The organism is Acidisoma sibiricum (assembly GCF_057837225.1).
This window is the reverse complement of the sequence record NZ_CM174445.1, coordinates 1,295,255-1,312,529: the sequence shown is the minus strand read 5'-3', so window position 1 is coordinate 1,312,529 and position 17,275 is coordinate 1,295,255. Positions and strand designations below refer to the sequence as shown.

20 protein-coding genes are annotated in these 17,275 nt (G+C 64.2%); 14 read left to right on the top strand and 6 right to left on the bottom strand.

The features are described from left to right. Window positions 1-9 precede the first annotated feature (9 nt). Genes flgG through flgB form a run of 6 tightly spaced genes read right to left on the bottom strand, consistent with a single transcriptional unit; the run spans window position 10 to window position 4,326 of the window. Complete coding sequence (flgG, locus tag AC3G7M_RS06425) at window positions 10-804, bottom strand: flagellar basal-body rod protein FlgG (protein ID WP_489214889.1); 795 nt, start codon at window positions 802-804, stop codon at window positions 10-12. Window positions 805-809: 5 nt separating this feature from the next. Next, window positions 810-1,550, bottom strand: coding sequence for a flagellar hook-basal body complex protein (locus AC3G7M_RS06420; protein ID WP_489214887.1), 741 nt, complete (start codon window positions 1,548-1,550; stop codon window positions 810-812). A 2-nt stretch (window positions 1,551-1,552) separates the two neighbouring features. Further along, window positions 1,553-2,782, bottom strand: a complete 1,230-nt coding sequence (locus AC3G7M_RS06415) for a flagellar hook protein FlgE (protein WP_489214885.1) — start codon at window positions 2,780-2,782, stop codon at window positions 1,553-1,555. Beyond that, on the bottom strand, window positions 2,779-3,486 hold the full coding sequence (locus AC3G7M_RS06410) for a flagellar hook assembly protein FlgD (protein WP_489214883.1): 708 nt from the start codon (window positions 3,484-3,486) through the stop codon (window positions 2,779-2,781). Before AC3G7M_RS06410 ends, AC3G7M_RS06415 begins: the two co-directional genes overlap by 4 nt. Then, the gene (gene flgC, locus AC3G7M_RS06405) at window positions 3,483-3,950 is read right to left on the bottom strand and encodes a flagellar basal body rod protein FlgC (protein ID WP_489214881.1); all 468 of its coding nucleotides are present in this window, start codon (window positions 3,948-3,950) and stop codon (window positions 3,483-3,485) included. The genes AC3G7M_RS06410 and flgC overlap by 4 nt, the downstream gene beginning before the upstream one ends. 1 nt (window position 3,951) lies before the next feature. Then, window positions 3,952-4,326 (bottom strand): flagellar basal body rod protein FlgB, encoded by a 375-nt coding sequence (gene flgB, locus AC3G7M_RS06400; protein ID WP_489214879.1) that lies wholly within the window; start codon window positions 4,324-4,326, stop codon window positions 3,952-3,954. A 325-nt stretch (window positions 4,327-4,651) separates the two neighbouring features. On the opposite strand from flgB, the gene fliE reads away from it, so the two are divergent. Genes fliE through AC3G7M_RS06330 form a run of 14 tightly spaced genes read left to right on the top strand, consistent with a single transcriptional unit; the run spans window position 4,652 to window position 17,205 of the window. Further along, window positions 4,652-4,960, top strand: a complete 309-nt coding sequence (gene fliE / locus AC3G7M_RS06395) for a flagellar hook-basal body complex protein FliE (protein WP_489214877.1) — start codon at window positions 4,652-4,654, stop codon at window positions 4,958-4,960. Beyond that, window positions 4,960-6,591, top strand: coding sequence for a flagellar M-ring protein FliF C-terminal domain-containing protein (locus AC3G7M_RS06390; RefSeq protein ID WP_489214875.1), 1,632 nt, complete (start codon window positions 4,960-4,962; stop codon window positions 6,589-6,591). The genes fliE and AC3G7M_RS06390 overlap by 1 nt, the downstream gene beginning before the upstream one ends. Beyond that, on the top strand, window positions 6,584-7,597 hold the full coding sequence (fliG, locus tag AC3G7M_RS06385) for a flagellar motor switch protein FliG (RefSeq protein WP_489214873.1): 1,014 nt from the start codon (window positions 6,584-6,586) through the stop codon (window positions 7,595-7,597). The genes AC3G7M_RS06390 and fliG overlap by 8 nt, the downstream gene beginning before the upstream one ends. Continuing rightward, window positions 7,597-9,444, top strand: coding sequence for a flagellar hook-length control protein FliK (locus AC3G7M_RS06380; protein WP_489214871.1), 1,848 nt, complete (start codon window positions 7,597-7,599; stop codon window positions 9,442-9,444). Before fliG ends, AC3G7M_RS06380 begins: the two co-directional genes overlap by 1 nt. A 27-nt stretch (window positions 9,445-9,471) precedes the next feature. Next, a complete protein-coding gene (locus tag AC3G7M_RS06375) occupies window positions 9,472-9,819 on the top strand; it encodes a FliM/FliN family flagellar motor switch protein (RefSeq protein WP_489214869.1) in 348 nt (115 codons plus the stop codon). Then, window positions 9,816-10,079, top strand: coding sequence for a flagellar biosynthetic protein FliQ (locus tag AC3G7M_RS06370; RefSeq protein ID WP_489214868.1), 264 nt, complete (start codon window positions 9,816-9,818; stop codon window positions 10,077-10,079). Before AC3G7M_RS06375 ends, AC3G7M_RS06370 begins: the two co-directional genes overlap by 4 nt. Beyond that, complete coding sequence (locus AC3G7M_RS06365) at window positions 10,072-12,165, top strand: flagellar biosynthesis protein FlhA (RefSeq protein WP_489214867.1); 2,094 nt, start codon at window positions 10,072-10,074, stop codon at window positions 12,163-12,165. Before AC3G7M_RS06370 ends, AC3G7M_RS06365 begins: the two co-directional genes overlap by 8 nt. Next, on the top strand, window positions 12,158-12,724 hold the full coding sequence (locus tag AC3G7M_RS06360; protein ID WP_489214866.1) for a sigma-70 family RNA polymerase sigma factor: 567 nt from the start codon (window positions 12,158-12,160) through the stop codon (window positions 12,722-12,724). The genes AC3G7M_RS06365 and AC3G7M_RS06360 overlap by 8 nt, the downstream gene beginning before the upstream one ends. Further along, the gene (locus AC3G7M_RS06355; RefSeq protein WP_489214865.1) at window positions 12,724-13,533 is read left to right on the top strand and encodes a flagellar motor protein; all 810 of its coding nucleotides are present in this window, start codon (window positions 12,724-12,726) and stop codon (window positions 13,531-13,533) included. Before AC3G7M_RS06360 ends, AC3G7M_RS06355 begins: the two co-directional genes overlap by 1 nt. Next, window positions 13,530-14,480 (top strand): OmpA family protein, encoded by a 951-nt coding sequence (locus AC3G7M_RS06350; RefSeq protein ID WP_489214864.1) that lies wholly within the window; start codon window positions 13,530-13,532, stop codon window positions 14,478-14,480. Before AC3G7M_RS06355 ends, AC3G7M_RS06350 begins: the two co-directional genes overlap by 4 nt. Before the next feature lie 4 nt (window positions 14,481-14,484). Beyond that, a complete protein-coding gene (locus tag AC3G7M_RS06345) occupies window positions 14,485-14,775 on the top strand; it encodes a hypothetical protein (protein WP_489214863.1) in 291 nt (96 codons plus the stop codon). Beyond that, on the top strand, window positions 14,772-15,446 hold the full coding sequence (locus AC3G7M_RS06340; RefSeq protein ID WP_489214862.1) for a FliH/SctL family protein: 675 nt from the start codon (window positions 14,772-14,774) through the stop codon (window positions 15,444-15,446). Before AC3G7M_RS06345 ends, AC3G7M_RS06340 begins: the two co-directional genes overlap by 4 nt. Next, window positions 15,443-16,786, top strand: coding sequence for a FliI/YscN family ATPase (locus tag AC3G7M_RS06335; protein ID WP_489214861.1), 1,344 nt, complete (start codon window positions 15,443-15,445; stop codon window positions 16,784-16,786). Before AC3G7M_RS06340 ends, AC3G7M_RS06335 begins: the two co-directional genes overlap by 4 nt. After that, on the top strand, window positions 16,783-17,205 hold the full coding sequence (locus AC3G7M_RS06330; protein WP_489214860.1) for a hypothetical protein: 423 nt from the start codon (window positions 16,783-16,785) through the stop codon (window positions 17,203-17,205). Before AC3G7M_RS06335 ends, AC3G7M_RS06330 begins: the two co-directional genes overlap by 4 nt. Window positions 17,206-17,275 lie beyond the last annotated feature (70 nt).

The following is a 17,275-nucleotide window of genomic DNA, read 5'->3' as shown; positions in this document are numbered from 1 at the left end:
GCGCTGCCGTCATGCGCCCTGGGCGGCCTGGGCCAGATAGTTCATCTGATTGTCGACGGCGGCAATCACCTGCGTGCCAAGCTGATAGGCGCGCTCGGCGGATATCATATTGACCATGGATTGCACGACATCGACATTGGATGCTTCGAGATAGTTCTGGTTGATCGAGCCCAGACCATTGCTCTCCGGCGCGCCGGCCGTGGCCGTCCCGCTGGACGAAGTACTGGCATAGAGATTGTCGCCCAAAGGCTGCAGGCCCTGCGGATTGACGAAGCTCGCGATCTGCATCTGACCGACCTGGCTCGCCTTCTGGGAGCCGGGCAGCGTGACCGATACGGTGCCATCGGTCCCGATCGTCACGCTCGTCGCATTGGAGGCGATGGTGATATTGGGCAGAACCTGATAGCCGCTGGATGTGACCAGCTGGCCATTCTGATTGAGCTGAAAACTGCCGTCCCGCGTATAGGCGGTCTGGCCGTTCGGCAGCACGACCTGAAAATAGCCCGAACCGTCGATCGCGACATTGAGCGGATTTCCGGTGCTCGTCAGCGAGCCCTGGGTGAGAATGGTCGTCACCGCTGCCGTTTTCACGCCGGTGCCCAGTTCCAGGCCCGAGGGATAGATCGTCGTGCCGGTCGATTGCGCGCCGGGCTGAATCCCGTTCTGATACAGAAGCGTTTGAAATTGCGCTGATTCTGCCTTGAACCCCGTCGTATTGACGTTGGACAGATTGTCGGCGATCGTATCCATCATGACCTGGCTGGCCTGCAGCCCGGTCGCCATCGTGTCTAATGCATGATCCATCAGGCCTATCCTTGCGCCAGAACGGTGTTCAATCCGTTGCTATTGTCACTGCTCGTCTTCATCAGATTGGTCTGCAATTGATAGGACCGGCTGATATCGATGAGTTCAACCATGCTTTTGACAGTGTCGACGTTACTGCCATTCAAATAGCCTTGCGCCACCGACGCGGTCTGGCTCTGCTGCAATTGCGCGGGATTGGCTGGCGCGAACAGAGAGCCGCTCAGGGACTGCAAAGGGCCCGGCGGTGTCGAGACAATATTGAGCTGCCCGAAATTGCGGCTCTGGCCGGGCTGGCCGACCGGGATGCCAGAAATCGTCCCATCCGATCCGATCGTCAGGCTCGTCACCTTGGGCAGGCTGATGGGCGCGCCGTCCACACCCAGCACGGGATTGCCGGCATCGTCGACAAGAAGACCATCGGTTGAGATCTGCAAAGCACCGTTGCGGGTCAGCGCCGGACCGGAGGCGGTCTGCACTTCCAGCCAGCCATCGCCACCCAGACCGACATTCAGCGGATTGCCGGTATGGGTCAAAGCTCCGGCCCGCGTATCCGGCCCCGGTGCCAGCGCCACCACGTCCGCCCCCATCGGCGCATTGCCGCCCGCATAGGGCGCAGCCTGTGTCATCGCCTGGATCGCCTGATACCCCGTTGTCTGCGCATTGGCGAGATTGGCCGACAGAGCGTCCATCTTGGCGGAAATCGCCTGCAGCCCCGCCATGCTGGTATAGTAGGTATCGGCGCTCATGGTCAGATCTGGCTCAGTTTGGTGAAGTTCTGCTGCTCCGCCTGCAGCTCCGTCGCATTGGCCTGATAGGCCTGCTGGTATTGAATGAGATCGACCAGAGCCGAGGAGGTCGAGACATTGGACTGTTCCAGATTGCCACTCAGAAGCGTCCCCGCCTGGCCGGAACCCGGCGTATTGACGACGGCATCGCCGGATGTATTGGTCACCGCATAGAGATTGCCGGTGACATTCTGCAGCCCTTGCGGATTGATGAAATTGGCGAGACCCAGCGTGCCCACGGATTTGACCTGATTGTTGCTGTAGGTCGCTTGAATGGCCCCGCTTGAGGAAATCGCAGTGCTGAGGTAGTTGCCGGGTGGATAGCCGTCATTGGTTGTGCCGGCAATGGCGAAGCTCTGCGCGCCGAGCGTCGTCCCCGTGAAGTTCATCGCGACTGACGACGCCGCCGAGCCATTGCCCCAGTTCACGGCCAGCGTGGCCGGACTGCCGGCCGTAAGCGCCCCGCTTGCATTGAAACTCAAACTCGTCAGCAGTGACGGCGTGCTCACGACCGTGCCGGCGGAGGTCACCGGTTCGGCATAGACATTCCAGGTCGGCGTACCTCCCGCGGTCGCCGGCGCCTCCTGCTGAAAATACAGATTGACGGTATTGGCATTGCCCAGACTGTCATAGGCGACGACGGATGTCGTCTCATTATAGGTCGACGGCGTGCCGGGCACCGGCGTCACCGGCGCTGCAAACTGGGCATCTGCCGAATTCAGATTGACGGTCAGGCCAATATTGGCCGAGGCATTGGCGGCCAAAGCACCCGTATTGACGGTAATCCCCTGCAGACTGCCGCTTTGCGTGCCGGATGAGGAATCGACCGGATAACCCTGCACGGAGGCGCCGCTGGACGTCACCAGCTCGCCGGAGGAATTCAGCTGGAAGGCACCGTCACGGGTATATTGGATGGACCCGTTATTATTGATAACGAAAAATCCGTTGCCCTGTATCGCACTGTCCAGGCTATTGCCGGTCTGCACCTGCGTGCCTTGCGTGAAATTGGTGTCCAGGCCCGCGGATTGCACGCCAATGCCCGGCACGCCCTTCTGGTTGACCGGAAAGACATCCGAAAACAGACCGAGCTGGCTTTTGAACGCCGTGGTATTGGCATTGGCCAGATTGTTGGACACGACGTCCAAGCCGGCCTGGGCTGCCGTCAGGCCCGAATAGGCTGTGTCCAAGCTCATGATGCGCTAGCTCCCAAAACGGATTGGATGGAGGAGACGGGAATGGCGACCGCCTGGCCCTGAACATTGAAGCTCTGGGTGCCGCCGGAGACAGTCACGCCGTTGACCGTGTAGACGGTATAGGGCGTGACGGAGACGGCCGTGCCATCCGCGGCCGTGGCCGTGACCTGATAGGTATAGTCCTGCCCCGCCTCACCGCCGGACCAGGTGAAACTCTGCTGCCCGGCAGGCAGAGCGCCCAGGTTTTCCGTGCCCGCGACCGTCCCCTTCGGTCCGATCACCGTCACCACGGCCTTCTGGGCGGCGCCGGCGAGAGAAAACGCGCCTGTCGCGCTGCCGGCGGCATTCGGCACCAGGGCGTCACCGGACACCGTCACCTGCTTGCCCACAAGCGCAGAGGCCTGGGCAAGCTGCGATGCCGCCTGTCCCGACTGAATGCTGCTGACCGTCGCGTTGAGCTGGTTGATGCCGGTCACGGTCGAGATCTGGGCGAATTCCGAGGCCAGCTGCGTCGGGTCCGCGGGCGAGGTCGGCGACTGGTATTTCAGCTGCGCCATCAAAAGCTGCAAAAAATTGGCCTGGCTCATCGTGCTGGTCGAGGCGGACGAGGCCGTGCCACTTGTCGCGGCGCCGGACGAGGCCGTGGTTGACGCAGCCGTCGCTGTCGCCGTCACCGAATTGGACAAAGCAAGATTGGTCATCATCCCACCTGAAAGCTCGTGATCATCTGTTGATCGATGCGCGTTGCCTGCTGCAAGACCGCGAGAGAGGCCGAATAGCTGTTGGAGGCGTTGATAAGGTCGACCATCTGCCCGACCTGGGACACGTTGGAGCCCGTCACATAGCCATTGCTGTCGGCATAGGGGCTCGACGGATTATAGGTCTGAACGGGCGGCGCGTTGCTGAGAACCGAGCCCACGACGGTCACGCCCAGCGAAGACTGATCCGCTGTCGGATCGCTGGCATCCGTCGCCACGGCATCGCTGCTGGCGACAGACGCGTCTGACTGGCCCACCGGCCCGGCCTGGAACACCACCTCATGGGCGCGATAGGGCGCATTGCCCGGGGCCGCGATGGAATTGGCATTCGCGAGGTTCGAGGCGATGACGCTTAGCCGGGCATTTTGCGCATTGAGCGCACTGCCGACGATGGAAAAAATATCTGCCATTCTAGATCCCGCTCGGATTTGGACGCAACGCCGTGATCAGATCGGTGGTGGATTGACGGAGAAAGGTTGAGACCGACTGAATCCGTTCCGCCGTCTGCGCCGATTCCAGACGCTCGCTGTCCAGCGACACGTCATTGCCATCGAGCGTCACGGTGGATGCCGCGCGATAGAGCGGGGCAGCGGCATCGTTCTGACGATCGAAGCTCGGCGATCCCGGGGCCTTGTCCAGCTGCGTATTGATCGTATCCGCAAAGGATATGTCGCGGGCTTTGAATCCCGGCGTATCGACATTCGCGATGTTATTGGCAATCAAATCGCTGCGGGCCTGGGCCGCATCCAGAACGGCACCATAATACTGCGTGAAGGCTACCGGCATCTCCGCGACTTTCACTTCTGGGACAACGCAACGATCGTATAAATAAATGCATCAAAAAAACTGAGACGCTGCAAATATTCAGGTTCTATTAACCTTTCCATCACCACAACTGTTTTACGCAATGCCATCGCATGACGCAACGACAATAAGACGCCAGATTATTATGAATTTTCATTGGAAACCATTTATTTATGTTTTGGGTCCTATGAGAGCATCCAATGCATATCTTGAAGCTTTCCAATTTGGTCCCCTGAAACGATCATTACTTGTCATGATAAATTCGCGCAGTTGAGGCGAATCTATCTTTGCTAAATGGATCACGCACATGCTGGTAAATGGGGTACCTCCAGTCTCGGCCGTCACGGGCGCCGGGCAAGCCGATCTCTCCACCACGCAGACGGCGACAAATGGCAGCCACTTTCTGGATCTGATCGATACGGCGCTGCAAAACGTCAGCACGACACAAAATCAGGCGACCCAGGCGGAATCCGGCTTCGCGGTGGGCGCGCCGGGCGCGACGCTGGGCCGCGCCCTGGTCGCGAGCGATCGTGCGCAAATCGCCTGGAACGCGACGGTTGCGGTGCGCAATGAGGTCGTCGCCGCCTATCAATCCGTCATGAGCATGCAGTTCTGATGCGGAACTGGCGGGCCATTCTGGAGGCGCTGCGCGGCTTCGCCGCAAGGCTGCCAATGATCGCCTGGCTGGGCGCGGTCGCCGTCGCATTGGCGCTGGCGGGCGCCATTTATCTTGAGTCGAGCGGGCCGCCTTTCGTGGCCCTGTATGATGGGCTGTCTCCCGTGGATGGCGGCAAGGTCATCGCGCAGCTGCAAAAGCTTGGCATTCCCTATCAGCTTCAGGCCGCCGGCAATCTCATCCTGGTGCCGGAGAACCAGCTCGCCGCGGCACGCTTGCAATTGGGCGCGCTGCAGCTGCCGGGCAATGGCGCCGCCAATGCCTGGGACCGTCTTGAATCCGCCCCCATGACGACCACCGATGCGGCGCAGAATGCCATGGCAACCCAGGCGCTGGAAGCATCCTTGCAGCAGTCCATTGAAAGCCTCAGCGGCGTGCGGGCGGCGCAGGTCTATATCGCCCAGCCGAAGGATACGCCGTTCCTGGCCGATCAGCCGAAGCCCAGCGCGGCGGTCATCATCGATGCCGAGGAGGCGGATGCGGAGCAGGTGGCCCCCGCGATTGCGCATCTGCTCACGGGCGCGGTGCCCGGTCTTGCGGTCAGCCAGGTGACGGTGTCGACCACGGCGGGCCTGCGGGTGTATCCCGCCAGCGCCAATCAGGCCAATAAGGCGACGCAGTTTTCGACCATCGACCAGGTGGAGGCCCTGGCCTCGGCGCAGGTCTCCCGCCTTTTGGCGCCGATCGTCGGCAATGGCCATTTCCGCGTCGCAGTGTCTGCCGATATCGATTTCACCCAGATGACGACGCATCAAATTCTCTATGGTCCCAACCAGATGGTCAGCCGGGCCGATACCAGCCAGACAGTTCAGACCGGGTTGAACGGTACCGGTTTTGGTATTCCGGGCGCGCTGTCGAATGAGCCGCCGGCCGCGACCACAGCCTCCACGCCGCCAGCGCCCGTGCCCGGTGCGGCGGCCGCCGGCACGCCGGCTGCGCCGGCGACTGGCGCGGGGGCTGCCGGCGCCACCGCTACCACGCCTACGTCCACCACGCCCGCGGCACCGCCGCAACCGCAGAAGACCAGCAGCACGTCAAAACAGATCTATTTGACCGATCAGCGGGAGAGCGACATCGTCCCGCCGGACTGGGTGGTTAAAGGCCTGTCGGTTTCGGTGGTGCTCGACAAGGCAACCGTCAAGACGCTTGATCTGACGCAGATCCGGCATGCCGTCACGGGGGCTTTCTCCTATCCCAATGTCACCGTCGCCGTCATGACGGCGCCCTTTGCCGGTGTCCCGGCGCTGGGTCCGCCGCTGGTGCTGCAGGCCGCGATCGGTCCGCTCTCGCATGCCCTGCTGGAGGTTCTGGGTGCGGTCGCCCTGCTCTTTGGCCTGGCTTTGCCGATGGGACGGCGCATCGGCACGCTGGCGCCCATGCGCCGTCCCCTGACCTTGACCGCCATTCCTGCGGAAATGGCCGCCGCCGCCGCCGCCTCGGCCGCTGGGGCCACCTCGCCCATGCCCTCGCTCGCTGCGCGGGTCGAATACACCGCCCTGCGGGAAGAAGCCGCCAAGAACGTGCCGGCCGTCGCACGGTTGCTGCAAACCTGGGTCGAAGAGAATGAGTGAGGCCGCCGCCATCGTCGGCAGTCTCAGCGGGGCGGAGCGCGCGGCGCTCGTTCTCCGCGAACTAGGTGAGCCGCTGGCCGTCGATATCCTGCGTCACATGGATGAGCCGACGATCACCAAAATCTCTTTAGCCATGACGTCGCTGCCCAAAGTCACCTTCGATGTTCGGGAGCGGATCATCGCGACCTTCGTGCAGGATTTCGGCATTGCCGATATCGGCGAAGACGGCATGAAGTTCCTGACCGCCGTGCTGACATCGGCCTTGGGGGAAACGCAGGCCCGCACCATTCTCGAGCAGCTGTCGCGCGCGGATTCCGAATCTCCCTTTCAGAAAATCGATGCGCAGACGCTGGCGATGCAGATGGGCAACGAGCGGCCTCAGACCCTGGCGCTGTTGCTGGCTCATATCCCGCATGACACCGGGGCTGCCATGCTGTCCTATCTCCCCGAGCAGCTCGCTGCGGATGCGCTCTATCGCTACACCCTGCTCGACACGGTCTCGCCCGGTGCGGTCAACGAATTGCGCGACATGCTGGGGGAGATCATTGCCAATAATGCCGGCGGCGGGCTTGGGCGGCAGCTGGCCAATCTGGGTGGACCGCGGCAGGCGGCCGATATCCTCAATCTACTGCAAAGCGGCCTGTCCGAGCGGGTGATGACGGCGATCGCCGAGCGCGATACGGAGACGGCGGACAAGATCCGCGCCAACCTCTTCACCTTCCTCGATCTCATCAAGCTCAGCGACCGCGCCATTCAGATCCTGCTGCGCGAAGTGGCGAGCGAAAGACTGGTCATCGCGCTCCGCCCTGTCGATGAAACACTGCGCGAGAAGTTCTTCACCAATATGTCGAGCCGCATGGTGGATCTGCTGAAGGAGGAACTGGCCAATGGCCCGCCTCTGCGTCGGTCCGATGCGCTCGCGGCGCAGTCGGAAATTGTGGCCGTCGCGCTCAAGCTGTCCAACGAGGGCCGGATCGTCATCAACGCGTCCGAGGATCTGATCTGATGGTGATCCCCAGCGCTGGCCTGCCGTCCCTGCCGACCACCGCACAGGCTTCACAGGCGAGTGCCGCAGCGCCGTCCGCCTGGCATGATGCGCTGACACAGGCCACGAACGCTGCAGATCCTGTGGCCGCCGGCAACCCGGGCCAAGGGCCGGGATCGGCGGCGGCGGCGGCGGCCGGCACATCCGCGCCATCCGCGCCAAACGCGCCACAGCAAAGCCGGGAGGCGACGACAGCCACGGCCGCTCCCGCGCCACCCCTGCCCGCGCCACCCCTGCCCGCGCCGCCGCAAGCCCTTACAGCCGCCGCCGATGCCGCGACCGCTGCCACTGCGGCAAGCCTTGCCGGCACCAGTCTCCCGGCCACGACAGCCGCAACAGGACATGCCGAGACCGCCTCACGCCTCGGCCGCGCGCGCGCGGTGGGCCGGGCAGAGACCGGTCAGCCGGACACGGTTAAACCGCACAAGTCGGCAGCAGCAGTTCTCCAGGTCGCAAGCGCCGCTGCGGCCGTCATGGATCAACCCATCCTGCCAAGCCCACCGCCGCCCTCCGGCGTGGCGGTCCCCGGCGCTGACCCGGCCGTCAAAGCGACCGAGGCACAGCCCGCGACCGCACCAGTGATCGCGATCGCGCCATCCGATATGCAGCCTGCCCCTGCCGGCTCAGCCGGGCCAGCGGCGGCCTTACCGCAGGGGCGCGATCCGGTGTCGGCCGCCCCGATCGACGCCATTGCCCCGGCCGTGTCGGCCGTAGCGGGGACGCCCCCGGCCACCGTCCCTGACCAGACCAACCGCGATCCGGTGACCCGCACAATCCTGGCGCGCAGTGGCGGCACGACCGATCGGCCACCGCAGGCGCCCCCCATGTCCGCGCCCGTGGTGGCCGTCGCCTCGCGGCCTGTCGCAGTCTCTGCTCCGGCACCGATCCCTGGCCCTGTCCATGCCCCGGCAGCTTCCCCGACGACCGCATCGGCGGCCCCTGGCAGCACCCTCGCCCCAGCCTCGGTCCCTGTCTCTCCGGCGGGCGCGCCGACGCCGAACGCACAGGTCTCCCCGCCGCATGGCGCCCCCAGCGCGATCGCCGCCGCCGCAACTGCGGCGGGTCCGCAAGCCGGCGGACTGTCCGATGTCACGGGGGCGACAGCAGTGGCGCCACGCACGCCCACAGGCTCCCATGATCAGGGTGCGGGACCTGCCGGTGCCGCCCTTGGTCCAGCCGCAGTGGCGATCCAGCCCCGCGACGACCGCCGGACAAATGCATCCGGCACGGCAAGCCTATCCGGCGCTGCCAGCACAGGCATGACATCCAGCGCCGGCAGTCTTGGCCTGGGCAGCGCCGCCCCGCTCGGCCATGTCGCAGGGCCGAGCGGTGCAGGCACCAATACCGTCTCTGCCGGCCTGCCAGCGGCCACGGCAGCATCGCGATCGGCCCTGAGCGATAGCGCGGTGCCCGCAACGCCCACGGCACTCGCGGCCACTGTCGTCGCGATGACGGGCAGCGGGCATTCCAGCACGGTATTGCGCCTCGCGCCGCCCGATCTCGGAACGCTCTCCATCCATGTCGCCTATGCCGCTGATGCCTCCGTTAACCTGGTTTTCGTGCCGAGCACGTCACAAACGGCGCAATTGCTGGGCAGCGGCATGGACGGTCTCAGACACGCGATGGCAACGGCGGGTTTGACGCTCGGCCAGACGCAGATCGGCGGCGGCAGCGGACAGGCGGCGGGCGGTGGCAATGGCGGCTTTTCCGGGCAAAGGCAGACTGCGGGCGCCCAGCGCGCCGAGCCTGAGGCAGGGCCCACAGCTGCGATGATGATCGACGGCCAGGGAGCACGCGCCATTGCTTAACCAGCCGCCCGCCAAAGGATGGACGTGATGGCGCCAATGCCTGAACCGCCGGCCGGTGAACGCGTGGAACTTGAGCATCTCGGGCCCGTGGTCAGCGACACCCTGGCGATCCCCAGCCAGCCGCTCGTCGAAAGATTGCCCATCGTCCTGACGGTCGAACTCGGACGCACCACGGTGTCTGTGAAGGAGCTGAAAAATCTCCGCAAGGGACAGATCATCAGTCTCGACAAGATCATCGGCGAGGCTTTGGGCATTTTTGCCAATGGCCAGAAGCTCGCCTCCGGCGAGGTCGTCTCCGTGGCGCAGGAGCGCTACGGCGTGCGCGTCGTCGCGCTGGTCGAAGAGAATGACGATGTGGCCGATCCGCAGCCATGAAAGCCGCCAGTGTCCATATTGGCGGCTGGATCGCCCTGGCGCAGCTGGCCGGGCCCGCCATCCTGCTCATGCTGGTGCTCGGCATTGTCACGGGTCTCTTCCAGACCGCCACCCAGCTGCGGGACTCCGCCCTGCCCTTCATCGTCAAGATCATCGGCCTGGCCGTGCTGACGACGCTGGCTGGCAATTTCATGATGGCGGGCGTGGACGACTATGCCGGCCATCTGCTGAACGCGATTCCCGGTATCATCCATGAGTGACACGGCCGCCCCACGGACCCTGCGCCGCATCTCTCTGGCCGAACTCTCGGGCCCGATCGTCATCCTGCTCGTGCTTGCGATGCTTGTCGTGCCCTTGCCGCCGGCCGCGATCTCCTTCCTTTTCGCGCTCAATATTTCGGCCGGTCTCGTCATTCTGGCGGCCAGTCTCTATATCGCCTCGCCCGCCGATTTTTCGGCCTTCCCCTCGGTTCTGCTGGCGACGACGCTGATGCGGCTCGCCCTGAATGTCGCGACCGCACGCGCCATTCTGCTCAATGGCGCGACCGGTCCCGGTGCGGCCGGGCGCGTGATCGAGGCCTTCGGACAATTCGTCGTCGGGGGCAATTACGTTGTCGGCGGCATCGTCTTCTTCATTCTGATCATCATCAACTTCGTCGTCGTCACGCGCGGCGCCAGCCGCGTGGCCGAGGTCAGTGCCCGCTTCATGCTGGACAGCCTGCCGGGCCGCCAGCTCGCGATCGATGCCGAGATCAATGCCGGCATGCTGACGCCCCAGGCGGCCGAGAAGCGGCGCGAACATTTGCGCCGTGAGGCCGATTTCTTCGGGGCCATGGACGGCGCTTCCAAATTCGTCCGCGGCGATGTCGTCGCCGCCATGATCATCCTCGCCATCAACATGGTGGGTGGACTCATCATCGGTACTTTGCAGGCCGGTCTGCCGCTGGCGGATGCCGCCCGCACCTATACATTGCTGACGGTGGGCGATGGTCTTGCAGCGCAGATTCCGTCGCTGACAATTTCAATCGCCGCCGGCCTTGTCGTGACCCGCGTCGCCTCGAGCGAGGATCTCGGCCAGCAGATCCGCACACAGATTGGCCGCTATCCGCAGGCCCTGGCCATCGCCAGCGCCATCATGGCGGCGATCGGCCTCATGCCCGGCATGGCGCACCTCCCCTTCCTGCTGATTGCGGCCGCACTCGCCACCATCTCATGGCGGCTCATGCAGGCCGAGCGCGTGGCGGCGGCCGGTCCGGCAGCGCAGCTCACCGGTCCCGGTGCGGGGGCCGAACCCAAGATCGATACAGTCGGCGATGTCACCGGCGTTGATCCCGTGGGCATGAGCATCGGCTATGCGCTGACGCCTCTGGTGGCGCAAGGGGAAGGCAAGCTGCTGCACCGGCTCACGGCCGTACGACAGCGCTATGGACGGAGCATGGGCTTTCTGGTGCCGGCGGTGCATATTCGTGACAGCAGCGAATTGACCCCGCATGGCTACCGCTTCACACTGCGCGGTGCCACGGTCGGCCATGGTGAAGCCTGGCCGGGGCAATGGCTGGCGATCGAAGGCCCGATGGTCACGGACAAGATCACCACCGGACGGGCCATTCGTGACGCGGCCTTCGGCCAGGCTGCCATCTGGATCGGCCAGGACAGCATCCCGGATGCTGAGGAAAAGGGCTATACGGTGGTGGACGCGCCCAGCGCCATCGCCACGCATTTCGCCGAGGTCCTGAAACGCTACGGCGCCGAGCTGCTCGGTCGCGGCCAGGTCGAAACATTGATTGCCAAACTGGGGGAGACGGCGCCCCGTCTGGCAGAAGATCTGCGCACCAATTTGGCCATCGGACTGATCCGCCAGGTGCTGCAGGCGCTCCTGGCCGAAGACGTCTCCATTCGCGATTTTGAACGTATTGCCGAAGCGATGGTCGATGCATCGACCGGCAATAGCAAGGACGCGGAAACGCTGCTGGTGGCGGTCCGCTGCCGGCTCGGGCGCTATCTGGTCACGCCGTTTCTGGGCAATGACCTGACCTTGCGGGTGGCGGTCTTGCAGCCGTCCCTGGAAGAACTCGTCAGCAAAAGCCTGCGTGCCTCGCGCGAGGCTGGTATCGGGCTCGACATCGAGACCGATACCGCCTTGCATCTGCGGGAGGCCGCCCGCAACGCCGTCACGGCGCTGAGCGGACGGGGACGAAAGCCGGTGATTGTCATCCAGGCGGCGCTGCGCCGTGCGGTCGCCAAAACCGTCAGCGCCATCATTCCTGTCCTCGCTCTGGATGAAATCCCGGACTCCATGCCGCTGCAAGTGATCTATACCGCAACGCCGGGGAAAAGCGATGTCTGAACATCACGCCCCGGCCCCGAACGCCGAGGAGCTGCAAAAGCTCTACGGCAACTGGATCAAGCGCACGGCCTTGCTGCTCAAGGCGCGCATGCCCTGGGCCGATCTGGATGAGCTGCTTCAGCTCGGTGCCATCGGCATGCTGGAAGCTTTGCAGCGGTTCGATACGACGCGCGGCATCGACTTCCAGGCCTTTTGCAGCCGTCGTATCCGCGGCGCCATGATCGACGGGCTGCGGCGGGAAGGCGCGTTGCAGCGTGGCGAGGCGCATATCGATACCGATGCGATCGATGCCAGCACCTATCGCAATGGGCAGACGCCCGACGACCCCTTCCTGCTGCTCGCGCGCGCCGACAGCAAGAAATTTTTAGCCGAAGCGCTGCAGGCGCTGCCGCCGCTCGATTACCGCGTCCTGGCGCTTCACTATTTCGAGGAGATGAACAATCGCGAAGTGGCCGCCATTCTTAACATCAGCGAAGGCTACGCTTCACGCATTCGCAAGCGTGCTCTGGCATTCTTGGCCATGCGCCTGACCGTCCTTATCAATGGGGCAACCGCCTGATGTCCATTCTTCTCGGACTGCTCATTTCGGTCGGCCTCATCCTGGGCAGCGTCATGATGGATGGCGACAGACCAAGCGAACTTCTCGGTCTGTCTGCGGCCATGATCGTGCTGGGTGGCACCTTCGGGGCCGTGGTCACGCAGTTCGGACTAGGCCGTGCCGCCGTCTCCTTCAAAGCCGTGCTGACCCTGCTCAAGCCGCCCAAGACCGACATCGCCGCCTTCATTGCCGAAATTGCCGATTGGTCGAACCTGGCGCGCTCCCAGGGATCTCTCGCGCTGGAAACCGTCCTGGGCAATGCCAAAGACCCGTTTCAGAGGAAGGGGCTGCAGATGATCATCGACAATACGTCGCAGGAAGATCTCTACGCCATCCTCAAGATCCTGTCAGACAATGAGTTCCGCAAGGACATGATGTCGTCTGAATTTTTTGAGGCCGCCGGGGGCTATTCGCCCACCATCGGCGTGCTTGGCGCGGTGCTCGGCCTGATCCATGTCATGACGCGCCTGGACCATCCGAGCGAGCTGGGTAGCGGCATTGCCACGGCGTTCATCGCGACCGTCTACGGTGTCGGCTGTGCGAATATGATGTTCCTGCCGCTCGGGGCCCGGCTGGGCGCCTTCGCCGATGCACGCAAGCGCGAGCGCCAAATCGTCATTCAGGGCTTCATGCTGCTGGCCGAGGGCAAGTCCGGCACGCTCATCCGGCAGAACCTGCAAAGTTTCGTGCCTGAGCCATCGGGCAAAAAAAGCAGCAAGGACGCGCCGGCCGATGACAAGGTCGGTGCGGCGGCGGGGCAGGCAGCATGAGCAGCGGCGGACACACGGAGGACGAAGCCCCCAAGAAGCACGTCAATCATGAGCGTTGGGTCATCAGCTATGCTGATTTCATGACCTTGCTGTTTGCGCTATTTGTCGTGCTCTTTGCCTCGTCAGTACGAAACCGGGCCAAAATGGAGGAAGAGGTCAAGGGTATGATGGCCGCCTTCCACGGCGTCAGCCCGACGACGGCGAAATTGCTCGGCGCCACCCAGGGCGTGTTGAACCATCAGCCATCGCCCATTCCCCGCCCGACGGAGCATCCCGCCCCCCGCGTGCCGCGGGAACCGATCCGGGCGCATCAGACAGCCCCGGTCAAAACAACCCTGCCACCGCATCCGCATGAAACGCTCGTCTCGCCGCAACCAGCCCAGCCTGCCCCGCCAACCCGGGCGATCCCGACGCCCATCCCGCATCCCAGCCTGAGCCAAGCCGTCTCCCAGCAGCTCGCCGAAGAATCGCTCGCCCTCGAACATGTCAAAGATCAGTTGGAAACGCTGCTCAGTCCTTTGACGGCCGGTCACCAGGTCTCGATCAACGCCTCGCCGCTGACGCTGACCATCAGCCTGGATGCCGCGGTTCTCTTTGACTCTGGGAAAGCCGATCTTCTGCCGACGGCAAAGGCGCTTCTGGCGGACGTCGCCGGCAGTCTTAAAAGCCTGCCGGCGCCTTTCACCATCCAATTGCAGGGCTATACAGACAACCAGCCAATCAAGACGGCGCAATTTCCCTCCAACTGGTCGCTCTCTGCCGAAAGGGCCGTCAGTGTCGTCGAACTTTTCGCCGATAATGGGCTCGACGGCAGCCGCCTGACGGCACAGGGCTTCGCCGAATTCGTCCCCATTGCTGACAATACGACCCAGGAGGGCCGCGCAAAGAACCGGCGCGTCGTCATCGTCATTCGCGCACCGGATGTAAAGTCACCTTCAGGACCTTGATGCCATGGCAAAGCCCCCTGTCAAAACCAGCAAAACGAGCAAAACGAGCAAAACCAAGGCCGGCGTCCTGTTCCGACGCAATTGGGTCGTGATCGCGATTGCCGTGCTCTGGGCGGCCGCACATCAGCCGGAGCAATTGGACAGCTCGTCCTTGCTTGTTTGGTGCTTGAAAATGCTGACCGTCGTGTTTGTGATCCGGGCGGCCTTCGCCATCCTCGAACCCCTGGTCAAGCTTGCAGTCAATCTGGCGCTGCAGGGCATCTCCCCCCATCCGCCACCCGAGGATGGGTTATGAGCTTCGTCATCATAGCCGCGGCCCCTGTGCCCGATACGATGGCCGCTCTGCCCCACACAGATCGCGCGGAGGAAGACAGTCGGATCGCCGCGGCTATCGCGGACGGCATCGCGCGGCTTCGTCTCACGGCGGAGGCCGAGGGCCGCAGCCTGGGCGAGATGCAGGCGCGCAAGGCGACTGAGCATATTCTGGCGCAGCAGCAGCAGGCGACTGACGCCGCACTCGCCGCCTTGCAGGCCGCAACCGCGCAGCTCATGGGGCCGCTTGCGCGCAAGGAAGCGGAACTGGCGCGCTTGATCACCGATCTCGCCATGTCGCTGGCCGAGCATATTCTCGGTGCGGAGGTGAGCCTGCGGGCGGACAGTATCGAGTCTCTCGTCCGCAAGCTGCTGATCGAAGCGGTCGAGGGGCGCAAGACAGGGCAGAGCATCATCGTCCGCCTGCATCCTGACGATCATCTTCTGCTGGCGCCCAAGATCGCCATCGCCGATGTGCATCTCCTCGCGGATTCTGGCATTGCCCGCGGCGGCACGATGATCGAAGTGCTGGCGGAAGGCGGCGATCCCTTCGACAGGATCGCCTGGGACGCGATGCTGGAGACCCGCATCGCCACCATCAGGGCGGCGATGGCCCATGCCGCCCCGCTCATGGCCATCGAGGATGCGGCATGATCGCGGTCGAGCGCATCCGCAAGGAGGCGGAGGAGCGGCTGCGCCACGCGCTCGCGCGCGATCCGGTTTGCCGCATCGGCCGCATCGTGCGGTCGAGCGGGGAGATCCTGCATGCCAGCGGCATCCGCGCCCCCATCGGTTCGCGCTGCCTGATTGAAACGGAAGAACATGAGCATCGTTCGGCCGAGGTCGTGGGTTTCGATGCCGGCTCGCTCCTCATCATGCCCGAACAGGGCATGCGCGGCATCGTGCGGGGGGCACGGGTCTATGTGGAAAGCCAGTCGCCCTCGCCTCTGGTCGGTGACGGGCTGCTGGGGCGGGTGATCGACGCGCGCGGCAAGGCGCTGGACGGGCGGCCCCAGCCCGATGTCAGCTACCCCTGGCCGCTCCTCGGCATCCCCGTCAATCCGATGACCCGTCAGCGCATCGGCACGCCCTTCGATGTCGGCGTCTGCGCCATCAATGCGCTCGCGACGCTTGGGCGCGGCATGCGCATGGGACTGTTCGCGGGCAGCGGCGTCGGCAAGACGACGCTGCTCGGCATGATGGCCCAGCATGCCGCGGCGGAGGTCGTGGTGGTCGGCATGATCGGCGAACGCGGGCGGGAGATCCGCGAATTCGTCGAAGACCATCTCGGCGCCGCCCGCCACCGCAGCGTCGTCGTCGCCGCCGCCGCCGACGACACCGCTCTCGGCCGGCTGCACGGCGCCTATCGGGCGGCGGCGGCGGCGGAATATTTTCGCGCCCGGGGACGCCATGTCCTGCTGGTCATCGACTCCCTGACGCGGCTCGCCATGGCGCTCAGGGAAATCGGTCTTTCGGTCGGCGAACCGCCGGCCACCAAGGGCTATCCCCCCTCGGTGTTCGGCGCCCTCGCAGCCTTCGTCGAGCGCGCCGGCAATGGCCATGAGGGGGAGGGGTCGATCACCGCGATCTATACGGTTCTGGTCGAGGGTGACGACCATCTCGGCGATCCGGTGGCCGATACCGCCCGCTCCGTCCTGGACGGCCATATCCTGCTGTCGCGCAGCCTCTCGGAAGCCGGGATCTATCCGCCGATCGACGTCGCGGCCTCGCTGTCGCGGCCCATGCCGGCTTTGGTCTCACCCGCCCATCTTCAACTGGCGACGCGCTTCCGCATGCTCTGGGCACGGCGGCAGGATAAGCAGGACATCATCGACCTCGGCGCCTACGCGCCTGGACGCGATCCCCTGCTCGATGAAGCGCTGCGCCGTGGGCCGGCCATGGAAGCCCTCATCCGGCAAACGGCGCATGAGGCCGTGAGCTTTGCGCAGAGCGGACACAGTCTGGACTTGGTTTTTGAGGAGGCAGCACGATGAAGACCCCGATCATTACGAAACTGAGCCTTCTCGCAGAAATCCAGCGGCTCAAAGTCATCGACGACATAAGCCGGCAAAACCAGGTTCTTAACCAAACATCAAGGCAGCGTCAGCTATTGGCGGAGTATCGGGACAAGCTGCAGCAAAGCTGGCGTGGCGGCGAGGTGATTGAGGCTGCGGCAGCCCGGCGTGCGGTCGATTTCGTGTCCGCCTCCATGGCGGCGGACACCCAGATCGATCAGATGGAGCATCAGGCCGTGCAGGCGATGGAGATGGCCAGGATCACCGTCGTGCGGCTCAAGGACCGCCAACACCGCCTGGACGAGGTGCAGCGGGGCAACAGCCTGGCCGAGGAGCGCCTGGCAGACTTGCGGCGGGAAAGGGCGCAGGCCTTGGCCATGAAAGTGCGCAAGCCGTAATGGCCGTCATCTGCCGGGAAAAGCTTTGCCTCCGCGCACGAAGAAAGGGCGAAAGCCTGTCCCGGCCGAA